The organism is Segniliparus rotundus DSM 44985, assembly GCF_000092825.1.
Classification (GTDB): domain Bacteria; phylum Actinomycetota; class Actinomycetes; order Mycobacteriales; family Mycobacteriaceae; genus Segniliparus; species Segniliparus rotundus.
The window spans coordinates 2098787-2115835 of the sequence record NC_014168.1; the positions used below are offsets into that span (position 1 = coordinate 2098787).

The 17049-nt window shown below is 67.0% G+C and carries 16 protein-coding genes and 1 tRNA gene; 5 read left to right on the forward strand and 12 right to left on the reverse strand.

What is annotated here, in order from left to right; translation table 11 throughout:
• Positions 1 to 17 precede the first annotated feature (17 nt).
• A complete protein-coding gene (locus SROT_RS10365; RefSeq protein WP_013138981.1) occupies positions 18 to 995 on the forward strand; it encodes a COX15/CtaA family protein in 978 nt (325 codons plus the stop codon).
• Between the two features lie 24 nt (positions 996 to 1019).
• On the opposite strand, the gene SROT_RS17115 is transcribed toward SROT_RS10365, so the two are convergent.
• The 6 genes from SROT_RS17115 to SROT_RS10395 form a co-directional block, all read right to left on the reverse strand.
• A complete protein-coding gene (locus tag SROT_RS17115) occupies positions 1020 to 3236 on the reverse strand; it encodes a hypothetical protein (RefSeq protein ID WP_013138982.1) in 2217 nt (738 codons plus the stop codon).
• Positions 3237 to 3259: 23 nt separating this feature from the next.
• Complete coding sequence (locus SROT_RS10375; protein WP_245535288.1) at positions 3260 to 3742, reverse strand: hypothetical protein; 483 nt, start codon at positions 3740 to 3742, stop codon at positions 3260 to 3262.
• Positions 3743 to 3834: 92 nt separating this feature from the next.
• Positions 3835 to 4182 carry a hypothetical protein gene (locus SROT_RS10380; protein ID WP_013138984.1) on the reverse strand — a complete coding sequence of 116 codons (348 nt, stop codon included), beginning with the start codon at positions 4180 to 4182 and terminating at the stop codon, positions 3835 to 3837.
• Position 4183: 1 nt separating this feature from the next.
• On the reverse strand, positions 4184 to 4987 hold the full coding sequence (locus SROT_RS10385) for a hypothetical protein (protein ID WP_245535289.1): 804 nt from the start codon (positions 4985 to 4987) through the stop codon (positions 4184 to 4186).
• 280 nt (positions 4988 to 5267) lie between these two features.
• Entirely contained in the window at positions 5268 to 6038 is a 771-nt protein-coding gene (locus tag SROT_RS10390; protein ID WP_013138986.1) for a crotonase/enoyl-CoA hydratase family protein, read from the reverse strand.
• A gap of 23 nt (positions 6039 to 6061) precedes the next feature.
• On the reverse strand, positions 6062 to 6781 hold the full coding sequence (locus SROT_RS10395) for a queuosine precursor transporter (protein ID WP_013138987.1): 720 nt from the start codon (positions 6779 to 6781) through the stop codon (positions 6062 to 6064).
• A gap of 97 nt (positions 6782 to 6878) precedes the next feature.
• Between SROT_RS10395 and SROT_RS10400 the strand changes: the two genes are divergently transcribed.
• Positions 6879 to 8669 carry a hypothetical protein gene (locus SROT_RS10400; protein ID WP_013138988.1) on the forward strand — a complete coding sequence of 597 codons (1791 nt, stop codon included), beginning with the start codon at positions 6879 to 6881 and terminating at the stop codon, positions 8667 to 8669.
• 163 nt (positions 8670 to 8832) lie between these two features.
• Positions 8833 to 8903 (forward strand) — tRNA-Gly (locus tag SROT_RS10405).
• A gap of 10 nt (positions 8904 to 8913) precedes the next feature.
• Here SROT_RS10405 and SROT_RS10410 read toward each other — a convergent pair.
• Genes SROT_RS10410 through SROT_RS10430 form a run of 5 tightly spaced genes read right to left on the reverse strand, consistent with a single transcriptional unit; the run spans position 8914 to position 13699 of the window.
• Positions 8914 to 9747 carry a carbohydrate ABC transporter permease gene (locus SROT_RS10410; protein ID WP_013138989.1) on the reverse strand — a complete coding sequence of 278 codons (834 nt, stop codon included), beginning with the start codon at positions 9745 to 9747 and terminating at the stop codon, positions 8914 to 8916.
• Positions 9744 to 10607, reverse strand: coding sequence for a carbohydrate ABC transporter permease (locus SROT_RS10415; protein WP_013138990.1), 864 nt, complete (start codon positions 10605 to 10607; stop codon positions 9744 to 9746). The genes SROT_RS10410 and SROT_RS10415 overlap by 4 nt, the downstream gene beginning before the upstream one ends.
• Positions 10604 to 11884, reverse strand: coding sequence for an extracellular solute-binding protein (locus SROT_RS16525; protein ID WP_013138991.1), 1281 nt, complete (start codon positions 11882 to 11884; stop codon positions 10604 to 10606). The genes SROT_RS10415 and SROT_RS16525 overlap by 4 nt, the downstream gene beginning before the upstream one ends.
• Positions 11885 to 11893: 9 nt before the next feature.
• Positions 11894 to 12778, reverse strand: a complete 885-nt coding sequence (locus tag SROT_RS16530; RefSeq protein ID WP_013138992.1) for an SGNH/GDSL hydrolase family protein — start codon at positions 12776 to 12778, stop codon at positions 11894 to 11896.
• Between the two features lie 36 nt (positions 12779 to 12814).
• The gene (locus SROT_RS10430; protein WP_041407191.1) at positions 12815 to 13699 is read right to left on the reverse strand and encodes an SGNH/GDSL hydrolase family protein; all 885 of its coding nucleotides are present in this window, start codon (positions 13697 to 13699) and stop codon (positions 12815 to 12817) included.
• Positions 13700 to 13744: 45 nt separating this feature from the next.
• On the opposite strand from SROT_RS10430, the gene SROT_RS10435 reads away from it, so the two are divergent.
• Entirely contained in the window at positions 13745 to 14860 is a 1116-nt protein-coding gene (locus SROT_RS10435) for a P-loop NTPase (RefSeq protein ID WP_013138994.1), read from the forward strand.
• 4 nt (positions 14861 to 14864) lie between these two features.
• Positions 14865 to 16361 carry an MFS transporter gene (locus SROT_RS10440; protein WP_013138995.1) on the forward strand — a complete coding sequence of 499 codons (1497 nt, stop codon included), beginning with the start codon at positions 14865 to 14867 and terminating at the stop codon, positions 16359 to 16361.
• Between the two features lie 282 nt (positions 16362 to 16643).
• On the opposite strand, the gene tatB is transcribed toward SROT_RS10440, so the two are convergent.
• A complete protein-coding gene (tatB, locus tag SROT_RS10445) occupies positions 16644 to 17045 on the reverse strand; it encodes a Sec-independent protein translocase protein TatB (protein WP_013138996.1) in 402 nt (133 codons plus the stop codon).
• Positions 17046 to 17049 lie beyond the last annotated feature (4 nt).

Below are 17049 nucleotides of genomic sequence, written 5' to 3' on the forward strand. Positions count from 1 at the left end.
AAAACTACGATGGGCTTGTGACACCAGCCCCGACAGGCCGCCTCGCCAGCTGGCGGCCAAGCCTTCAGCAGCAATGGCTCGCCGCGCTGGCGTGCCTGGTGACCCAGGGCCTCATCACTGTCACCGGAGCAATCGTCCGCGTGACCTCGTCCGGACTCGGCTGCCCCACCTGGCCGACCTGTTTCCCGGACAGCATGACGCCGAGGGCCGACGCGCTCGTCCCCTGGCAGCACCAGGCGATCGAGTTCGGCAACCGCACGCTCACCGGCCTGGTGAGCCTCGCCGCGATCCTCGTGGCAGTCCTGGTCACGTTGGCGCGCCGCAAGCGGCCAGTGCTGGTTTTGGGGTGGGCGATGATCGGGGGGACGCTCGCCCAAGCGGTGATCGGCGGCATCACTGTGCTCGCAGGGCTGAAGTGGTGGACCGTGGCGATCCACCTCGTCGCCTCCATGGTGATGATCTGGTTCGCCACCCTCCTGGTCGCGCGTGTCCGCGAACCTGACGACGATCTGCCCGCGGGCCGCGCAGACCAGCGGCTGCGAACCAGCGCGGCCGTCTCCGGGGCGCTGCTCGCGCTGGTGCTTGTCGCGGGCACACTCGTGACTGGAGCCGGACCCCACGCGGGAGACAAAAGCACAACAAGACCAGTGGCGCGGCTGGACGTGCCGATCCCCGAACTCGCCCGCTGGCATAGCGCGCTCGTGCTGTGCTACCTCGTCTCTTTGGCCGCGCTCAGCTGGTTCGCGCGTTCCGCGAACCCTCCAACACGCCGCGCCGCGCGCATCGCCGCCGGCCTCGCGCTGGCCCAAGGCGCGCTCGGCGAGGCGCAATACTGGCAAGGCGTCCCCTCGCTCCTCGTGGTGCTGCATGTGGGCGGCGCAGTTCTCGTGGCGTCGGCGACAGCGTTCGTGTGGGCGCGAACCACCACAAGGCCGACCCTCCGCGCGGACACCGCCCCGCCCGGCGTCGTCACGGCTGCCGCGCGCGCCCGCTGACTGTCCCGAGCGCCCATCGCGCGCTCACCATTGCAGCGCGCTGATGCCCCGCTCTTCTCGATAATATTGGTCGAGTTCTTGCCTCCAGCGGGCGTTGGCCAGCTGGGGCCTGCCAGCCCGGTCAGCGGATTCCCGGTACCACGCCGCCTCTTTCGGGGGCAGGCCGGCAGGATCGTACAGCCCGTCAGGGTCGAGCCGCGCGAGGTCCTGGGCGTGCTGGAGCGGATGGGCCTGCTTGAGCGCAAGCTCCTGCGCGCTGAGCGAGCGCGGGTCCGCGACGGCTTTCTCAGGCGCGTCGCCCAGGTCATAACCGGGGCGGCCGGGCCAATACGATTCCACCGGGTGGGGCATCGTCGCCAACGCATGCACGGCCTTCTCGTCCGGCTCCTCCAAAAAACACACCGCGACCAGCCGCCACGATCTATCACCGTCCAAACCTTCGGCGAGCAGCCACCGCGCGAGCCCGCACGCCAACAATCCCGGTTCCGTGATGTGGTCTGTGCCCGCTGGCGCTTGAGAGCGGTCCAAAATCCGCGTCCCCTCCGCCAAGCGCATCGCAGGGTCGAACTCGCCGAGCCAACCAGTGGTGGTCGCTCTCGCGACCACCGGGCGGCACACGCCTGCTGCCTCGTTCGGCGCAACCCGCATGTCGTGGAACAGGAACCCCAGCGCGCCGAGGGGCACATGCTGGAAGGGCGGCCGCTGCACGCGGCCCCATGTCACACCGTCCGCGAGGAAACCTGCCCGGCCCGCGCCGCGCACCACGCCGCCGCAGGCGATCAACGCGGCGAGTTCGCCCGCCCCCGAAGCAGGATGCGCCTGAGCCAACGAGCCCTCCAAACCGCCGAGCGCAGACAAAAGCGCGGCTGTCTGCCCGTGCGCCGCCTGCAATGCCGTGTGCGAAAGCTCGGTGGCGCGCGCTGTCCCCAACACATCCCCATGCCCTGCAACACGATCCGCCGCCCGTGCGGCCCCAGCCGCTGCGTCACCGGTGCGCAACGCGTCCTTGAGCGCCGCTTGCTGCGCCGACTGCGCCTGCGTCGCTCCATGCGCCGCGCCAACGGAGCCGCCGCCACGGCTCAGCCCAGAGCCGTGCTGCGAACCTGCACCGGAGGACGCGGGCGAAGCGGCAAGTTTCTCTGTCGCGACGGAGCCTTGCGCGGCAGTGCGAGGAGCGTCGCCGCCGCCCGCGCCGCCGACGCTCGCGATCCGACCAGATTGGCCGGGTCCGCCGAGGGGGGCTGCGCCAAGGCCCCCGATCAGGGGCGCAGACGCGCCCCTGGGAGAGCCTGACGGGGGTGGCGCAGAAGCAAGATGTTCGGCCACCGCGGCGCCCGATTGCAGTCCCGTGGACGCGCTGCCAGAAGAAGCCCCCGCGCGGCTGGAGACGGCTGCGGGGCTTTGCCCGCCGCCAACAGATCCTTGCCCTCCCCCAGAAGAGCCATCAGAAGCAGACTGCGCACCAGAGCGCTGATACTCGCCCCCGTGCATGTTCGTATCCCGGCCAGCGTACGCAAAGCCCCCGCCGCCGAAGGAGGAGCGGTTGCTCCCTGATCGCTCAAGATCGCCCCCGCCCATTGCAGGCTGTCGTGCGCCGCCCTGTTGGAAGCCACCGCCGCGCATGGAGGACTGATCGTTGCCGGACCGCTCAAGATCGCCCCCGCCCATGCTCCCGTCGGTCCAACTCGTCGGCTGGCCGTCGAAACCGTATTCGCCGTCAGCCGGAGGCTTGTAGCTGCCCTGAAGCGTTTGGACTCTTCTGTCCTTGTTGTGGGCCATCTCGTCTTCGAGTTGTTTTCTGGCTTGTTCCAGATGCGTCTCCTTACCAGCGCGATGCAGTATCCAGTCTGGCCAGAACTGGGTCTTTTGCATCGTCTCCAACGCCTTGTGCCCCGCGTCCTGATCGCTGGACTTCGAGTTTCGCACCGGCGCTGCCGCAGCTTCCATGAATTGTTGGCCGGCAAGGGCTTTCGCGGCCAACGCCCCGCCTTTGTGACGGAATTCCTGCCGCCGTTCCCGCACTGCGGCATATGCGTCCGACTGCTTGCCGTCCAACTCGAACGCGCCCAACAGCTCCGTGTACGCCTGATCGGCTTCCTCCAAAGCCGACTGCAGATCGGCCAGCCCTCTCTTGTGCGCTTCCGCCGATGTATGGAGCACCGACTCGTCCGCGTCCGAGTAGTACTTGTCAGCGATATCCTTGAACGCGCCTAATTCATCCGGCCAATCCATACCTGACATGGGGAATCCTCATCTATGAACAGCTAATTCGGGCAAACTTTGGTGAAATCATCAACGGCGTGGCCGAAGTCATTCGCCAGGGGATTTATTTCGTCCGCAGTCGAGTGCGCTCCAGCAGCCTCGGAAAATTTATCCGCAGTGTCAGCAAAATTTTTGACGGCCTCCACAACATCCTTCGGCGCTTCGGGACCTGGCAGAGCCCTCAGGAGCGGCAACGCCTTCGCCGCTGCTTCTCTGAATTTGTCCGCGGCTTCGTTGACTTGTGCGTCTCCAAAACCGGATTGCAGCACCAGGTTCCAGTACGTCTGCGACGGGTTGTAAATCTCTCGCGCGCGGCCGCTCGCGCGACTGCAGAGCTTCGCCCGGTCGTTGATCGGGCTGACGCTCGGCGGAGCCGAGGCCGGGGCCGAGCTCGTGCCGCCACCCGCAGGAACGACCGTCTGAACGACCGTGGCCGGGCCGCGGCCCCCTCGCTCGGTGCAGGCCGAAACACCCAAGACGGCCACAGCGGCGAGCATCGCCGACGCGCAACCGCGCCCATGCCGTTGCCCCGTGTTCCACAACCCCTTCGCGTTGCGCGCGCTCGAACGCCCTCTTCTCATTCGAACCTCGCAAGATGGCCGCGCCCCTCGAAACGCACATCGCGCAGCACGGCTGCGTTTGCGCCTTCGGATTCGGCATATTGCCGGGCCGCCGAACGGGCCGATTCTTGGTCCTTTTCCGCGACTTCATTCGTGTCTGCGTACTGCTTGTTTTTATTTTCCTGGTCGGCCTGGGATTGCTGTTGGAGGTTGCCGTTCTTCTCGTTGCTCCCCGCAGCGCCGCAAAAATCTCTCGTCTGCGCGTTGAGCTGATCCACCGCGGCCTTGACCGCCTGGATCGCGGATGCGATTTTGGCTTCTGCCGCATTGATGTGGTCGACGTCGACTTGGGTTCGCGCTGTCACCTCACATTGCCTTTCCGTCTCGAATTTGGATCTGTGGGCCTTCGACCAGTTCGGTGAATTTCGCTCTGGCCTGCGCTGCGCACGACGGGATCACCGTGTCGAGACGAGAGCCGACGCGGGCGAAAACCTGCGGATGCAGCCACAGCGTGAAAGGGCTCGTGTAATCGGCCGCGACCACCACGGAGGGGTCGTGCTCGTCGTCCTTGCCCTCGAATTTCACGCTTGCCGGATCGATCCGGCGCAAGCGCTCCAATGTCCGGGCTGTCCGCTCCTTGGCCTCGACGACCTCGGGGGTGAGCGCCACCCCCGGCTCCGAGCGCAGGACTTTCTTCGGGTCGGACGGCAGGCCTGCGAGAACGCGCGCGAGGCGCTCCCCTGCCGCCCGCTCGTCCGCCTCGCGCTGATGTTCCGCCGTCGGCTTTGGCCGCCGCGCCGCTTTGCGCTGCTGAATGTGTTCGTCCACGGAGTCCGGGCGCATGTCTTCAGGCAGGCTCCAATACTCGTCGTAGTATTGATTTTCTAAATCGGCGCCGCTCGGAGCGGGTCGATGAAAAACGTCGTTCACCGCCACAAGAAGTTTGCGGATCGCGGCCACCACAGTCGACTCGATGGTCCGCGCCAGAAGTTCCGCGCCGACGAGTTCGTTGCGTGGGCCGCGCCGGTGCTCCAATGCCGTCCGGAGGGCTTCCCAGTCCAGCCACAGATCGTCCAAGGAGCACCCCTGTCCGACTGTGGCGCGCACCATGGCGCAGTTCGATTGTTCGGTCACGGTCAGCTTCGGCAACACTTCTTCGAGAAGCCGCAAGCGTTCTTCGTATGGCCGCAGTTCCCGAGGCGGCGGCAAAGCATCACCCGGACTAGCTGCCATTCCCCGTCTTCTTCCGCCTCAAAGACTTCATAAGACCAAGTTTGGAACGGAAAACGAAGGCCGAAAAGCTTCCGAACGACCCGGTGTTCTTATGCGGGCAGAAAATTTCTTATTGTTTCGCGGCAGCGCTCAAACGGGCATTTCTGCGCTCTTCTCTGCGATATCTCGCTCTGTGAATTAAGTCACAATTTTTTCGTCTTGTGCCTGCTGCCGGCTCTCACGAAAAATCGCCGTGCCTGCCCCGGCCTGCGGCGAACTGCGCCGCGCCGAGCACAGCCTCGTCCGCGAGCGAGAACAGCCCATGCCGCCACTCGTTTTTGATCGCCTCGTCAAGGGACAGGTGCTCCTGCTCGTACACCGAGAGCCGGTCGTGCCGCATGCATTGCTGGGGGAAATCCGCGAGCCGCTCCGCGAGCGCGAGCGCTTCGTCCAGCACTGCGCCCGCCGCGCTGACCCGGTTCGCCAGGCCGAAGGCCAACGCCTCCTCCGCGTGGACCGGGCGACCCGTGAGCACCATGTCCAAAGCGCGCGACTGACCGATGAGCCGAGGCAGCCGGATCGTCCCGCCGTCGATGAGCGGCACCCCCCAACGCCGGCAGAACACCCCGAACACCGCGCCGGGGTCCGCGACTCGAAGGTCCGCCCAGAGCGCGAGTTCGAGACCGCCCGCGACGGCGTACCCCTCCACAGCGGCAATCACGGGTTTTGAGAGCAAGAGCCGGGTCGGGCCGATCCCGGCGATCCCCGGCTCGCCAGGCGGGACGATATGGCCGACCCTGCCCTCGGACACCGCCTTGAGGTCGAAACCGGCGCAAAAACTCCCGCCCGCCCCATAAAGGACCGCGACGTTGGCCTCCTCGTCCTCGTCGAAGGCCAGAAACGCGTCGACAAGCGCCCCGGCATGCTCCCCATCGATCGCATTGCGGACCTCAGGACGGTCCAAAATGACGACTGTGACCGCGCCTCGGCGCTCGACACGAACAGGCATGACGCGACTCTACCAGTGCGCAATCACACAATTCCGTACGACGGCTCCGCGCGCTTGACGAACTTGATCGCCTGATACGTGACCGGCATGACGAGAAACTCCACAGACGACTTCCACAAGAAGCCGAACACAGTGTAATTGATGAAATCGCGCCAAGTGGCGATGCCGATCGCGCTCGCGGCAATCGAACAGAAGACGACGGTGTCCACGAACTCCCCCGCCAAAGTCGAACCCGAAAGCCTCAGCCAGAGCCGCCGCTCCCCGGAACGACGCTTGAGCGCGACCAGGACATAGCTGTTGACGAGCTCGCCGCAGACGAACCCAGCGAGCCCCGCCGCCAGCAGCCACGGCGTCGCGCCGAGCACCGAGGCGAACGCCGCCGTCCGGTCGAAGAACGGCGCGGCGGGCAGGCTGATGGCCGCGCGGAAGCACAACGCGGCCAGGACAAGGCCGGCGAATCCCGCCCACACCACGCGGCGAGTGGCTTTGAAGCCGTACACCTCGCTCAACACGTCGCCGATCACATAACTGAGCGGGAACAGCAAGAACGCGCCGTCCGTCACGACCGGGAGGATTTGCACCGGGCCGAGGGCGAGCGAGAACCCTGAGAACAGCTCCACGCTTTTGGTGGCGGTGATGTTCGAGATGATCTCGACCGCCATGAACATTTGGGCGAGGAACACATACGGCGTGCTCGGCGCCGAGGCCCAATGGACCCGTGCGCCGCGTTGCGGCTCGGACATGCCGCCATTGAACCATGAGCGGCAGTGGCGGCACGCCCCGAGAACAAGTACTCTGAGGAAGCCTACTGTCAAGTATCTACAACGAGCGGGAGTTTCGATGAGCCTGGGCGAAGACCAGCCGCATGACGTCGCGGGGTCTGGCGAGGCGACCCTGCCCGCCCCGGAGCGGCCCGACGAACCTCCCCGGCCGAGCGCCCCGCCGACGAGCGAGCGCCGTTCTGTGCAGCTCGCGCAGACCGCCGACCGGTTCTCGTTCCACTCCACGGCGACGACGACTTCCTCCGACGGGATGTCGGTGGTGCAGGTGAACCGCTTCGGCGAAATCCTCGACATCCGCCACCTCGGCCCAGATCCCCGCACCGACTCTTGGGTGCTGCGTTTCGCCGAGATCGGCAAGATCATGGCGCAGGCGAGATGGACCTGGTCCGTCGCGCTCGCCGCGATGGGCGACATGTCGGTGGCCGAGCATTTCGGACTCGAAGGGCTGCCCGAGCCGACCGCCGAAAGTCATCAGCACAAAGCGGTCGCGCCACGGGCGGTCGCGCTCAAGCACGACTTCCCCGGCGGGGTGGAGCTGTCGTTCGGGGCTCCGCGCGCGCCTCGGCCAGCACCGGGCGCCAGCGCGTGGGCCGAAGAGAACGAAGACGGCCAAAAGCCCTTCCCCCCGTTGCTCTTCGACGTCGACTGCCCGGACCCCGGCTACCCTGACCTGCTCGCAAAGGCGCGGTCCTGGTTCTTCAGCGGCTCCCAAGACGAACGGGTGAAAACCATCGTGGACGCGGCGGGCCGGCAAGTCGCGTGGTACACCCGAGGCGACCTCGCCAATATCTACACCAAGGACCAGCTCGCCGATGTCGTCCAGCACTGCCTCTTGCTCGCCAGGAGGGAAGCGCAGGCCTGGCTCGCCAAGCATTTCGCCCCGCTCTGGCAGAACTACCCCACCTGGCTCGTCGCGAACAGGCCCGAGGATCGGGATTGGGGGGCCGAAGCCGACCAAGTGCCCGATTCGCTCATCGGACCCGGATGGGTCGAAGGCTCCGCCCGCACCTACGACGCCCTGCCCGACTTCCTCGCCCAACCGGTGGGCCGTTGGCAGCCCAACGACGCGAAACGGTTCGGCTGGCCGGGCGACTCGTTCGGCGAGCTCGCGGCGAAACAGACCGAGACCCGCGACGCGCTCGACGGCAGGCTGTCGCTGAGCGTTGACTCCAAAGGGCGGGTCGTGTCTTGGACAGCAGACCCAGACCTGCTCCGCTGGCATACCCTCGGCGAAATCGAATGGATGCTGACCAGCCTTTATTTGACTATCTGCAAAGATCTTCAACTCCGCTTGTCCGCGCTCGCGCGGCAGACGGACCCGGATACGGGCATTCGGACGCTCTCGATCGGACTCGTTGATTTCTCCGTGCACGCGCCGGAATTCTCCCAGCTCCGCTGGTGCAGCGCGGCCCCGATGCGCCAGGACTACGAGCCGTTGCCGAACCAGACCGACGCATTGGCCGAGAAATTCGGCCTGAGGATTCGCGTGCCGACAGCCAACAGCGACCGGCGAGACCTCTATAGCGAGGCTTCACAGATCGCGGTCACCTGTGTGGACGGCCCCGGCTCTGTGCTCGCGGTGAGCGTCGGCGGCGACTGCGCGCCCCTGGCCGTGCGAGTCGCTCCGAGCTGGCCCCAGCACTACGCGGAAGAGGATGTGCCCTGGGCTCTCGACAAGCTCTACCAACGCGGCGTGGACGTGATCCTCGGAGCACAGATACGCGCGCTGCGACCGGTGTGGCGCACCCCTGAGCATCTGGTCGTGGACCGCGATGTGCCTCGCCTGTGGTTCCTCGCCGACCTCCCCACGCCCTTTCACCACGCGCCCGGAGCCGTCCTCGACGATTGAATTCACCCCGATGAGACATGCCCGCCGGGCAACACCTCTCGCGCCACTTGTGCGCATGACGCGCAGCGCGATCCTCGCTCTGGCCCCCGCGCTTGCTGCCAGAGCGTTTGCCTCCCGCCAGAGGTATCCGGTAGAGTTGCAAAGCTGAGGTCAAAGCCTTACTGCCGATGTAGTTCAATGGTAGAATAGCTGCTTCCCAAGCAGCATACGCGGGTTCGATTCCCGTCATCGGCTCTCTGCGGAGCTACCCTTTCACCGCTCCGGAAGTGAGCCCAGCGACGATTTTGCGCTGGAAGAGCACCACGAAAATCACAATAGGAACTGTGATGACCACCGCGGCGGCCGCAATGGTGCCGGTGGGCTCTTCGAACTGCGAGCTCCCGCTGAAGTTCGCCATCGCGACGGGCGCGGTGATAGAACGTTCCGTCGCGGTCAAAGTCGACGCGAACAGCAAATCATTCCACGCGAAGATGAAGACGAGAATCGCCGTGGCCACTGCGCCGGGAGCCGCCAACGGCAGAATCACCCGGCGGAACGTGGTCATCGGGCTCGCCCCGTCCATGGAAGCCGCGTCCTCCAAGTCCCGCGGGATCTCGCGGAAGAACGCGGCGAGGGTGTACACGGCCAGAGGCATCGCGAATGTCGCGTACGGCAGCACCAGGCCCGCCCACGTGTCGAAGAGCCCGAGCTTGCGTTCCACGTCGAAAAGCGGGGTGGCGAGGGAGATCTGCGGGAACATCATGACTGCGAGCAGGACCGCGACGAAGACTCGTTTGCCCTGGAATTCGACCCGCGCCACGGCGTACGCGGCCAGCGCCCCAGCCGCGACCGCGACCGCGGTGGCGATGAGCGCCACCGCGACGGAGTTCGCGAGCGCGACGGTGAAACCGCCTGTGTGGAACACCTGCCGGTAGTTCTCCAGCGTCACATCGCGCGGAACGAAACGCCCGTCGCCGATGGCGGAACTCGGCTTGAGCGACAGGCTCACAATCCACCCCACCGGAACGAGCGCGTACACCAGGGCGAGCAGGTCCAGCGCCGTCCACCCGACGAGCGCGCGTCGCGCGCTGGCGCTCACCGGTCACGCTCCAGGCCGGGGGCCGAGGCGCCGAATATCCTCATGAACACGGCGACGATGAGCGCGACGCAGACGAAAACGAGCACGCTGATGGCAGAGCCTGTGCCGAAGTTGAAGGCAAGGAACAGATTGTCGTAACCGAGGAGAGACACAGACCCGGTGCCCGCAGCGCCTTTCGTCATGACATAGATGTTGTCGAAGACGCGGAACGCGTCCACCGCGCGGAACAGCAAGGCCACCATGATCGCGGGCTTCATCGCGGGCAGAACAACCCGGAACAGGCGGGTGAGCGCTCCTGCGCCGTCCATCTGAGCCGCGTCTGTCATGTCTTGGGGCACCTGCGCGAGGCCGGTGAGGAGCAAGAGCGACATGAACGGGCTCGTCTTCCACACCTCGGCGAGGATGATCGCCGCGATGGACGTGCCCTGCTGGGTGAGCGGAGCGCTGCCCTGCGGCAGGAGGTTCGCCAGATAGCCCGTGCCCGGCGTCCACGCGTAAAGCCACGAGTACGCCGAGACCACGGTGACCATGCCGTACGGGATGAGCACCAGCGTGCGCACCAGTGATTTCCCGACCAAGGTCCGATGCATGAGGAGCGCGAGCGCGAGACCGAGCACGAATTCGAAGGCCACGGAGACGACGGTGATGAGGACGGTCACCCAGAGCGCCCGCCACCAGTACTGGTCCGACAGGACCGCCTCGTAATTCGCGAACCCGACGAAAGCCCGGTCCCCCGGTTGGCTGAATCGGTACCGCTGCGTCGAAAGCCAGAGCGCGTGGGCCACCGGGTAGGCGCCAACACACATCAACAGCACGCAAGCGGGCGCGACCAGGAACCAGCCCCGGCGTGTGGACGTCATGGCACCAGCCCCTCTCCGGCCACAGCCTTGCGCACCTGCTGGTCGATCACGTCTGCCGTGCGCTCCGGGTCGATGTCCCCCGGCGGGCTGAGCTTCGCCGTGACGAGCTTGGAGAGCGTCTGATAGACGGGGGTCGCGGGGCGGATCGCGGCGGAGTCGGCCTGGAGCTGCCCTAAGACCTGCTGCCACAGCGGGTACACCGCCTGGAAGCGGGGATCGTCGAACACCGCTCGAATGGTGGGGGGAACCCCGTTGTCCACGGAGGTTAGCCGCTGCTCTTGTTCGCCGGTGATGCACGCGGCAGCGCGCAACGCGAGGTCGCGATGCCTGCTCGTCGACGCCACTGCCAGGTTGAACCCGCCCAGCGTCACCCGTGCGGGTTTGTCCGCCTGCGCCCTCGGGTACGGGCTGTGCCCGAGGTCCTGGGGCGCGAACACCACGCCGCCGGTTTTCGCGTTCTCGTTGACGCTGTTGAGCACATACGGCCAGTTCAACTCGAAGGCCGCTCGGCCTTGTTCCAGCGCGAGCCGCGACGTGGTCTCGTCCGCCTGCGCGATGGACGGGTCCGCGCCCCGCGCCCGCGCGACGTCCCGGATGATGGTGAGCGCTGTGACGGTCGCCGCCCTGTGCTGCGGGGTGTCCGTGAGGGTGGGGGTTTTGCCGTCCGGCGCGAGGATCGCGCCGCCCGCGCTGGCGAGCAGCGTGTTGAACCAGGCCATGAGCCCTTCGTAGGGAGCGCCTTGGACGGCCACTTGCCCTGGCTCTCCTGCCGAGGCGAGGCGCTGCGCCTGGTCGATCAGTTCAGCCCAGGTGCTCGGGGCATGGTCCGCGAGGTCTTTGCGGTACCAGAGCAGCTGGGTGTTGGTGTTCGCGGGGAAGGCGTAGAGCACGCCTTTCCACAACGCGGTCGAGTATGGGCCGGGCAGGGTTTTGGCGCGGACTTGCGAGAGGGTCTGATCCGGCAGGGGCACCGCCCAGCCAGCCTCGGCGAATTCGGCGGTCCACACCACGTCGAGGAGCATGAGGTCCAAGCCCGCGTCGTTCCCGGCGAGCCGCCGCGCGAGTTGGAGCCGCTGCGAATCCGTGTCTCTCGGCAGCAGCCGGGTCCCGATCCGGTATTGGGGAGTGCTGCAGTCCTGCGCCGCGCGGCGGTATTGTTTCGCTTCATTGCCCGACACGTAGAACCACAACATGAGCGGTCCGGGCGCAGGCGAGCACGAGGCGACAAGCCCGACGGCCAAGATCGCCGCGGCGATGGCTCTGGCGACTCGGCTCATCGGCTCAGATTACCGCCCGAGCGAAGCCAGCACCGCTTTCGCCATACCGTCTTCGCCCTCGGCCAGTGGGTGCAGGGAGATGTCGCTGCCGAGAAGCGCGCCGCCGCCGGTGACCCAAGGGGTGTCGGAGCACACGCCGTGGCCTGCGGCCGCGGCGGCGGCGTCCACGTACTTCGACCCGGTCTGGGCGGCCGCCTTCTTGAGCGCGTTGTTCAACGTGCCTTGGACGCCGTCGATGTACGCGGCGTCCTGGGCGTTGTACGGCCCCCAAGCGGGGCACCAGGCCGAGCCGACCCTGATGTAGCCCACAACCTCCACCGTGGCTTTCGGCGCGATCTGGTGGATCTGGCGCAGCGTGTCGGCGACCGATCCCTCCAGCCGCGCGGAGAAGTCGTTCATATCGGCGAGCTGCGGCTTGGCCTGCACCTTCTGCTCGCAGCCGCCCCCGCCGATGTTGCACTCGAAGAACACGGCTTGGGCGAGGCCGTCGTTGTTCGCCCCGACGGTGAGCGTCACCAGATCAGTGTCCGGTGTGACCGCGTCCAGTTGCGGCGCGCGGGAGTCCCCGAGCGGGCCGGACTCCCCGCCCGTGATGCCGTACGAGGAAGTCCCGCTGCAGCTCTCGTCGATGAACGACTCGCCTCGCTCGAGGCCCAACGCTTCCGCGACCTGAGAAGGGTAGTTGCGCAGAGAACGCGAGCAGCTGCCCGAAGCCCCGTCCACCGGGTCGACGCCCGGAGCGGCCGCATAGGAGTCGCCGAGGGCGACGTACTTGTGGAACTGGGCGTTCTTCCCGCCGGGCGCAGGGTCGGCGAGCGCCGTCTGGGCGCACAGGCAGGACAAGGACACAGCAGCGAAGAGCGCAGCATTGCGCAATCGGAGAGACACAACCATGGAGGCTACATGACAAAACCGGCGGCAAGGGCGAACTCAGCGCTTGAGGGCAGCGAGCACGGCGCGGGCGGCGGCCGTTTGCCCTGCGGGAGACGGGTGCAGCGCGATGTCGCCGCCGAGCGACGCACCACCGCCCGCCACCCACGGATCGTCGGCGCAAACCCCGTGGTCGCTCGACACCGGGTTCACGTCCACGAACGTGGACCGGCTCGCGACGGCGGCTTCCTTGAGCGCGTTGTTCAACCGCGCTTCAAGCCCGTCGATGTACATCGCGTCCTGGGCGTTGTACGAGCCCCAGGCGGGGCACCAGGCGATGCCTGCCCGCAGGTAGCTCACGACGAGCACGGTCGCTTTGGGCGCGGCCTGGCGGATTTGGCGCAGGGCGTCGGCCAGCGATTCCTTGAGTTCGGGGAAGAAGCCGCTCATATCGCCGAGCTGAGGCTTGGCCCGCACCTTCTGCTCGCAGTCGCCCCCGCCGAGGTCGCAGTCCGAAAAGACGGTCTGCGCGAGGCCGTCGTTGGCCGCGCCGATGGTGACAGTCACCAGATCGGCGTCCGCGTCGACCGCGTCCAGCATCGCGCTGTGGCCGCCTGCGACCCCCTGCGGCCCTTCGTCCTCAGTGATGCCGTAGGAGGTCGCGCCGCTGCAGGTCGCATCGACGAAACCGCTGTCCCTTTCGAGGCCGAGGCTGTCTGCGACCTGGGAGGGGTAATTGTTCAGCGATCGCTCGCAGCCGCCCGAAGAAGGGTCCACCGGGTCTTGGAACGGCGCGGCGGCGAAGGAGTCCCCCAGGGCGACGTACTTGCGCGCATGCGCGTGCTTCCCTCCGGGCGCGGAGTCTGCGAGCGCCACCGGGGACGCCAAGGCGCAGACGAACGACACTGCTGTGAGACGGGCGGCCGCACGCCAGCGGGGAGACATGCAGAGCACGGTACTCCTCAGGCGGGCAATGGGTACCATGGACAGGTGAGTTCGACAACCGAAGTCCGACAGGAACAGCTTCTCGGAGCGCTGGGGCGTGTGGTCGATCCAGAGATCCGCAAGCCCATCACGGAGCTGGGCATGGTGAAGTCCGCCGAGCTCGGCGAGGACGGCGTCGCGCGAATCGCGGTCTATCTGACGACGAAGGCATGCCCGCTCAAGGACGAGATCGCCAAACGCGTGCGCAGCGCCGTTCTGGACCTGCCCGGCGTGCGCGAGGTGCAGGTGGACCTCGACGTGATGAACGACGAACAACGCGCCGCGCTGCGCAAATCCTTGCGCGGCGACGCGAAAGACCCGGTCATCCCCTTCGCGCAGCCGAAATCGCTCACCCGCGTGTACGCGGTCGCGAGCGGCAAGGGCGGCGTCGGGAAATCCACCGTGACGGTGAACCTCGCCGTGGCGCTCGCCGCGAGAGGACTCGCCGTCGGCGTGCTCGACGCGGACATCTACGGGCACTCCGTGCCGGGGCTTTTGGGATCTCTCGACCGTCCCACGCAGGTGGAGAGCATGATCATGCCGCCGTTCGCGCACGGCGTCCGGTTCATCTCGGTCGCGCAGTTCACCAAGGACAACACACCTGTGATCTGGCGCGGGCCGATGTTGCACCGCGCGCTGCAACAATTCCTCGCCGATGTCTACTGGGGCGATCTGGACGTGCTGCTGCTCGACTTGCCGCCCGGCACCGGCGACGTCGCGATCTCGCTCGCCCAGCTGATCCCGAACGCGGAGCTGCTCGTGGTCACCACCCCGCAGCACACCGCCGCGGTGGTCGCCGAGCGCGCGGGCGCGATCGCGGTGCAGACCCGCCAGTCGATCGCAGGCGTCATCGAAAACATGTCCGGCGGGGTGTTCGGCGAAGGCGGCGGCGAGCAGGTCGCGAACCGGCTGTCCGCAGTGGTGGGCGGCAAGGTCCCCCTCCTGGGCAGCATCCCGCTGGACGCGGGCCTGCGCGTCTCCGCAGACGAAGGAGCCCCCCTGGTCGTGAGCGAGCCGGAGAACCCCGCCGCGGTCACGTTGCGCGAAGTGGCGGCTCGCCTCGCGGTGAAACCTCGAGGGCTTCTCGGCATGTCGCTCTCCGTGGATCCAGTGCGGCATTGATCCGATGACCGCACAACCCCACCCTCGGGCTGGCGCGCGCGCATGGGTCGGCTTGACCGTCCTCATGCTGCCCGGCCTCCTCATCGCCGTCGACGGCACGGTGCTGGGATTCGCCTTGCCGAGCCTCGACGCGGGGCTGCGCCCCTCGGCCACGCAGACGCTCTGGATCGTGGACGCGTACGCGTTCGTTCTGGCCAGTCTCTTGGTGGCCATGGGCAATGTCGGGGACCTGGTCGGACGGCGCAAGCTGCTCATGATCGGCACAGCCGGTTTCGGCGCGGCTTCTCTTCTATGCGCCTACGCGCCAGACGCCCCTGCGCTCATCGCCGGCCGGGCGCTGCTCGGCCTGGCGGGGGCCACCCTCATGCCGTCCACGATATCGCTGCTGCGCAGCATGTTCCAGGAAGGCCAGCAACGGGTGTTCGCCATCGCTGTGTGGAGCACCGCGTTCAGCGCGGGCTCAGGCCTGGGCCCCATCATCGGCGGCTGGCTGCTGGACCATTTTTGGTGGGGCTCAGTCTTTTTGATCAACGTGCCCGTGGTGCTCGTGGCATTGGTGTGCGTGCCGCTCTTCGTCGACGAGTCCCGCAACCCGGAACCCGGACAGATCGACCTGCTCAGCGTCCTGCTGTCCCTGCTCGCCATCGTGCCGGTGGTGTACGGGGCGAAAGAGACCGCCAAACACGGGCCGAACCCGGCCGCATTGGCGGCCGTCGTTTTCGGCTCTTTGATGGGTTGGGTGTTCGTGCGCCGTCAACGCGGCCTCGCCGAGCCGCTGCTCGATGTGGCGCTCCTGCGCGACCGTCGGTTCTCGTCGGCGGTCGCGGTGAGCTTTGTCGTGGTGTGCGTCCTGGTGGGCACGCAGTTCCTCATTCCTCAGTATTTGCAACTGGTCCTCGGGATTCCCGCAAGCCGCGCGAGCTTCTATCTGCTGCCCGGCGCGGCGGCTTCGGTGGTGTCGGGTTTCGTCGCGGCAGCGGCGATGAAACGCGTCTCGGAGCGCTCCCTGATCCTCGCGAGCCTGTTTCTCATCGCCGGAGCCAGCGCCGCGTTGTTGGGCCTGAACGCTGAGCACGGGGCAGTCCTCGTCTCGGTGAGCGGCATGGCAGTGACTTTCGGCTTCGGCGTGGCAATGACCGTCATCAGCGCCATCGTCCTCGACGCGGCGCCGCCACAACGCGCCGGGGCGGCGGCGGGGCTGTCGGAAACCGCGATCGAACTCGGGGTGGCGATGGGCGTGGCCGTGTTCGGCAGTATCGTCAACGCCGTCTATCAGCTCCGGCTCCGCATCCCCCCCGATGCGGAACCGGCAGCAGCGCAGGCGGCGAAGGAAACGCTCGCCAACGCGCTCGCCGCCGGTCTTGGCTCCCCTGCCCGCGTCGCGTTTGTCAGCGGCCTGTGGGCCGCAAGCGGGGCAGGCGTGGTCCTGACCGGGCTCGCGGTGCTCGCGATGCTGCGCCGACCGGCTCAGAGCGAGACAACAGCGAGAGCGGGCGAATAGAGCGAACCGCGCCAAAGCTCTCCCGAGTGCTCGCGCATCCCTGTCACCATGTGAAACTCCCGGCGCTTGACCCGCACCTCGCGGACGACGTTGCCGTCCGGGGCCAGGCACACACCGTTCGCGAAGGACGAGGCTGGCGGGGTTGTCTTCCCTGTGCCGATGTGGACCACGAACGCCCGGCTGAGGCGACGCAGACCACGAGCTCGTCTTCGCCGCGCATTTCCACCCCTTGCGGTCGATCGCCCTGGATGTGGGAGATGACGCGGGGCGGGGCGTCCGCTGCTATGTGGCGTCGGTGTCGAAGACAGGAGGACCAGAGCGCCGCTCATGGGGAACGGGCGGCGGCGCCTGCGGCGCGTGTGGCTTCGGCGCGTCAGCCCGCTTCGGCGAGAACGGGTTGAACAAGCTGTCCGCAGACTCGCCATCGAGCAGGTGTTTCGAAACGAGGGCGGACGGCGAAGCCCTGCGCAGCTTGCTCAACTGCTGGATCGGCTCTTGCAGTTCGGACAGCTCGGGGCCGAGTTGCTCACGAAGCTGGCCCGAGGCGTCTTGGGCGAAAGCGCGCACCTGGCGCAGAGACTTCGTTGCCCAGGTGATCGCCCCGGGCAAACGCTCGGGGCCGAGGATCACCAACCCCGCGATCAGCAGGACGAAGATCTCTCCCCAGCCTATGGAGCCAAACACCAAG

Bases quoted from the DNA above. Each gene is read 5' to 3' on its own strand.
- SROT_RS16525 (WP_013138991.1), bottom strand. From the start codon at position 11,884: ATGAGCCGAGTCGCCAGAGCCATCGCCGCGGCGATCTTGGCCGTCGGG.
- SROT_RS10400 (WP_013138988.1), top strand. From the start codon at position 6,879: ATGAGCCTGGGCGAAGACCAGCCGCATGACGTCGCGGGGTCTGGCGAG.
- SROT_RS10430 (WP_041407191.1), bottom strand. From the start codon at position 13,699: ATGTCTCCCCGCTGGCGTGCGGCCGCCCGTCTCACAGCAGTGTCGTTC.
- SROT_RS17115 (WP_013138982.1), bottom strand. From the start codon at position 3,236: ATGTCAGGTATGGATTGGCCGGATGAATTAGGCGCGTTCAAGGATATC.
- SROT_RS10390 (WP_013138986.1), bottom strand. From the start codon at position 6,038: ATGCCTGTTCGTGTCGAGCGCCGAGGCGCGGTCACAGTCGTCATTTTG.
- SROT_RS10440 (WP_013138995.1), top strand. From the start codon at position 14,865: ATGACCGCACAACCCCACCCTCGGGCTGGCGCGCGCGCATGGGTCGGC.
- SROT_RS10395 (WP_013138987.1), bottom strand. From the start codon at position 6,781: ATGTCCGAGCCGCAACGCGGCGCACGGGTCCATTGGGCCTCGGCGCCG.
- SROT_RS10415 (WP_013138990.1), bottom strand. From the start codon at position 10,607: ATGACGTCCACACGCCGGGGCTGGTTCCTGGTCGCGCCCGCTTGCGTG.
- SROT_RS16530 (WP_013138992.1), bottom strand. From the start codon at position 12,778: ATGGTTGTGTCTCTCCGATTGCGCAATGCTGCGCTCTTCGCTGCTGTG.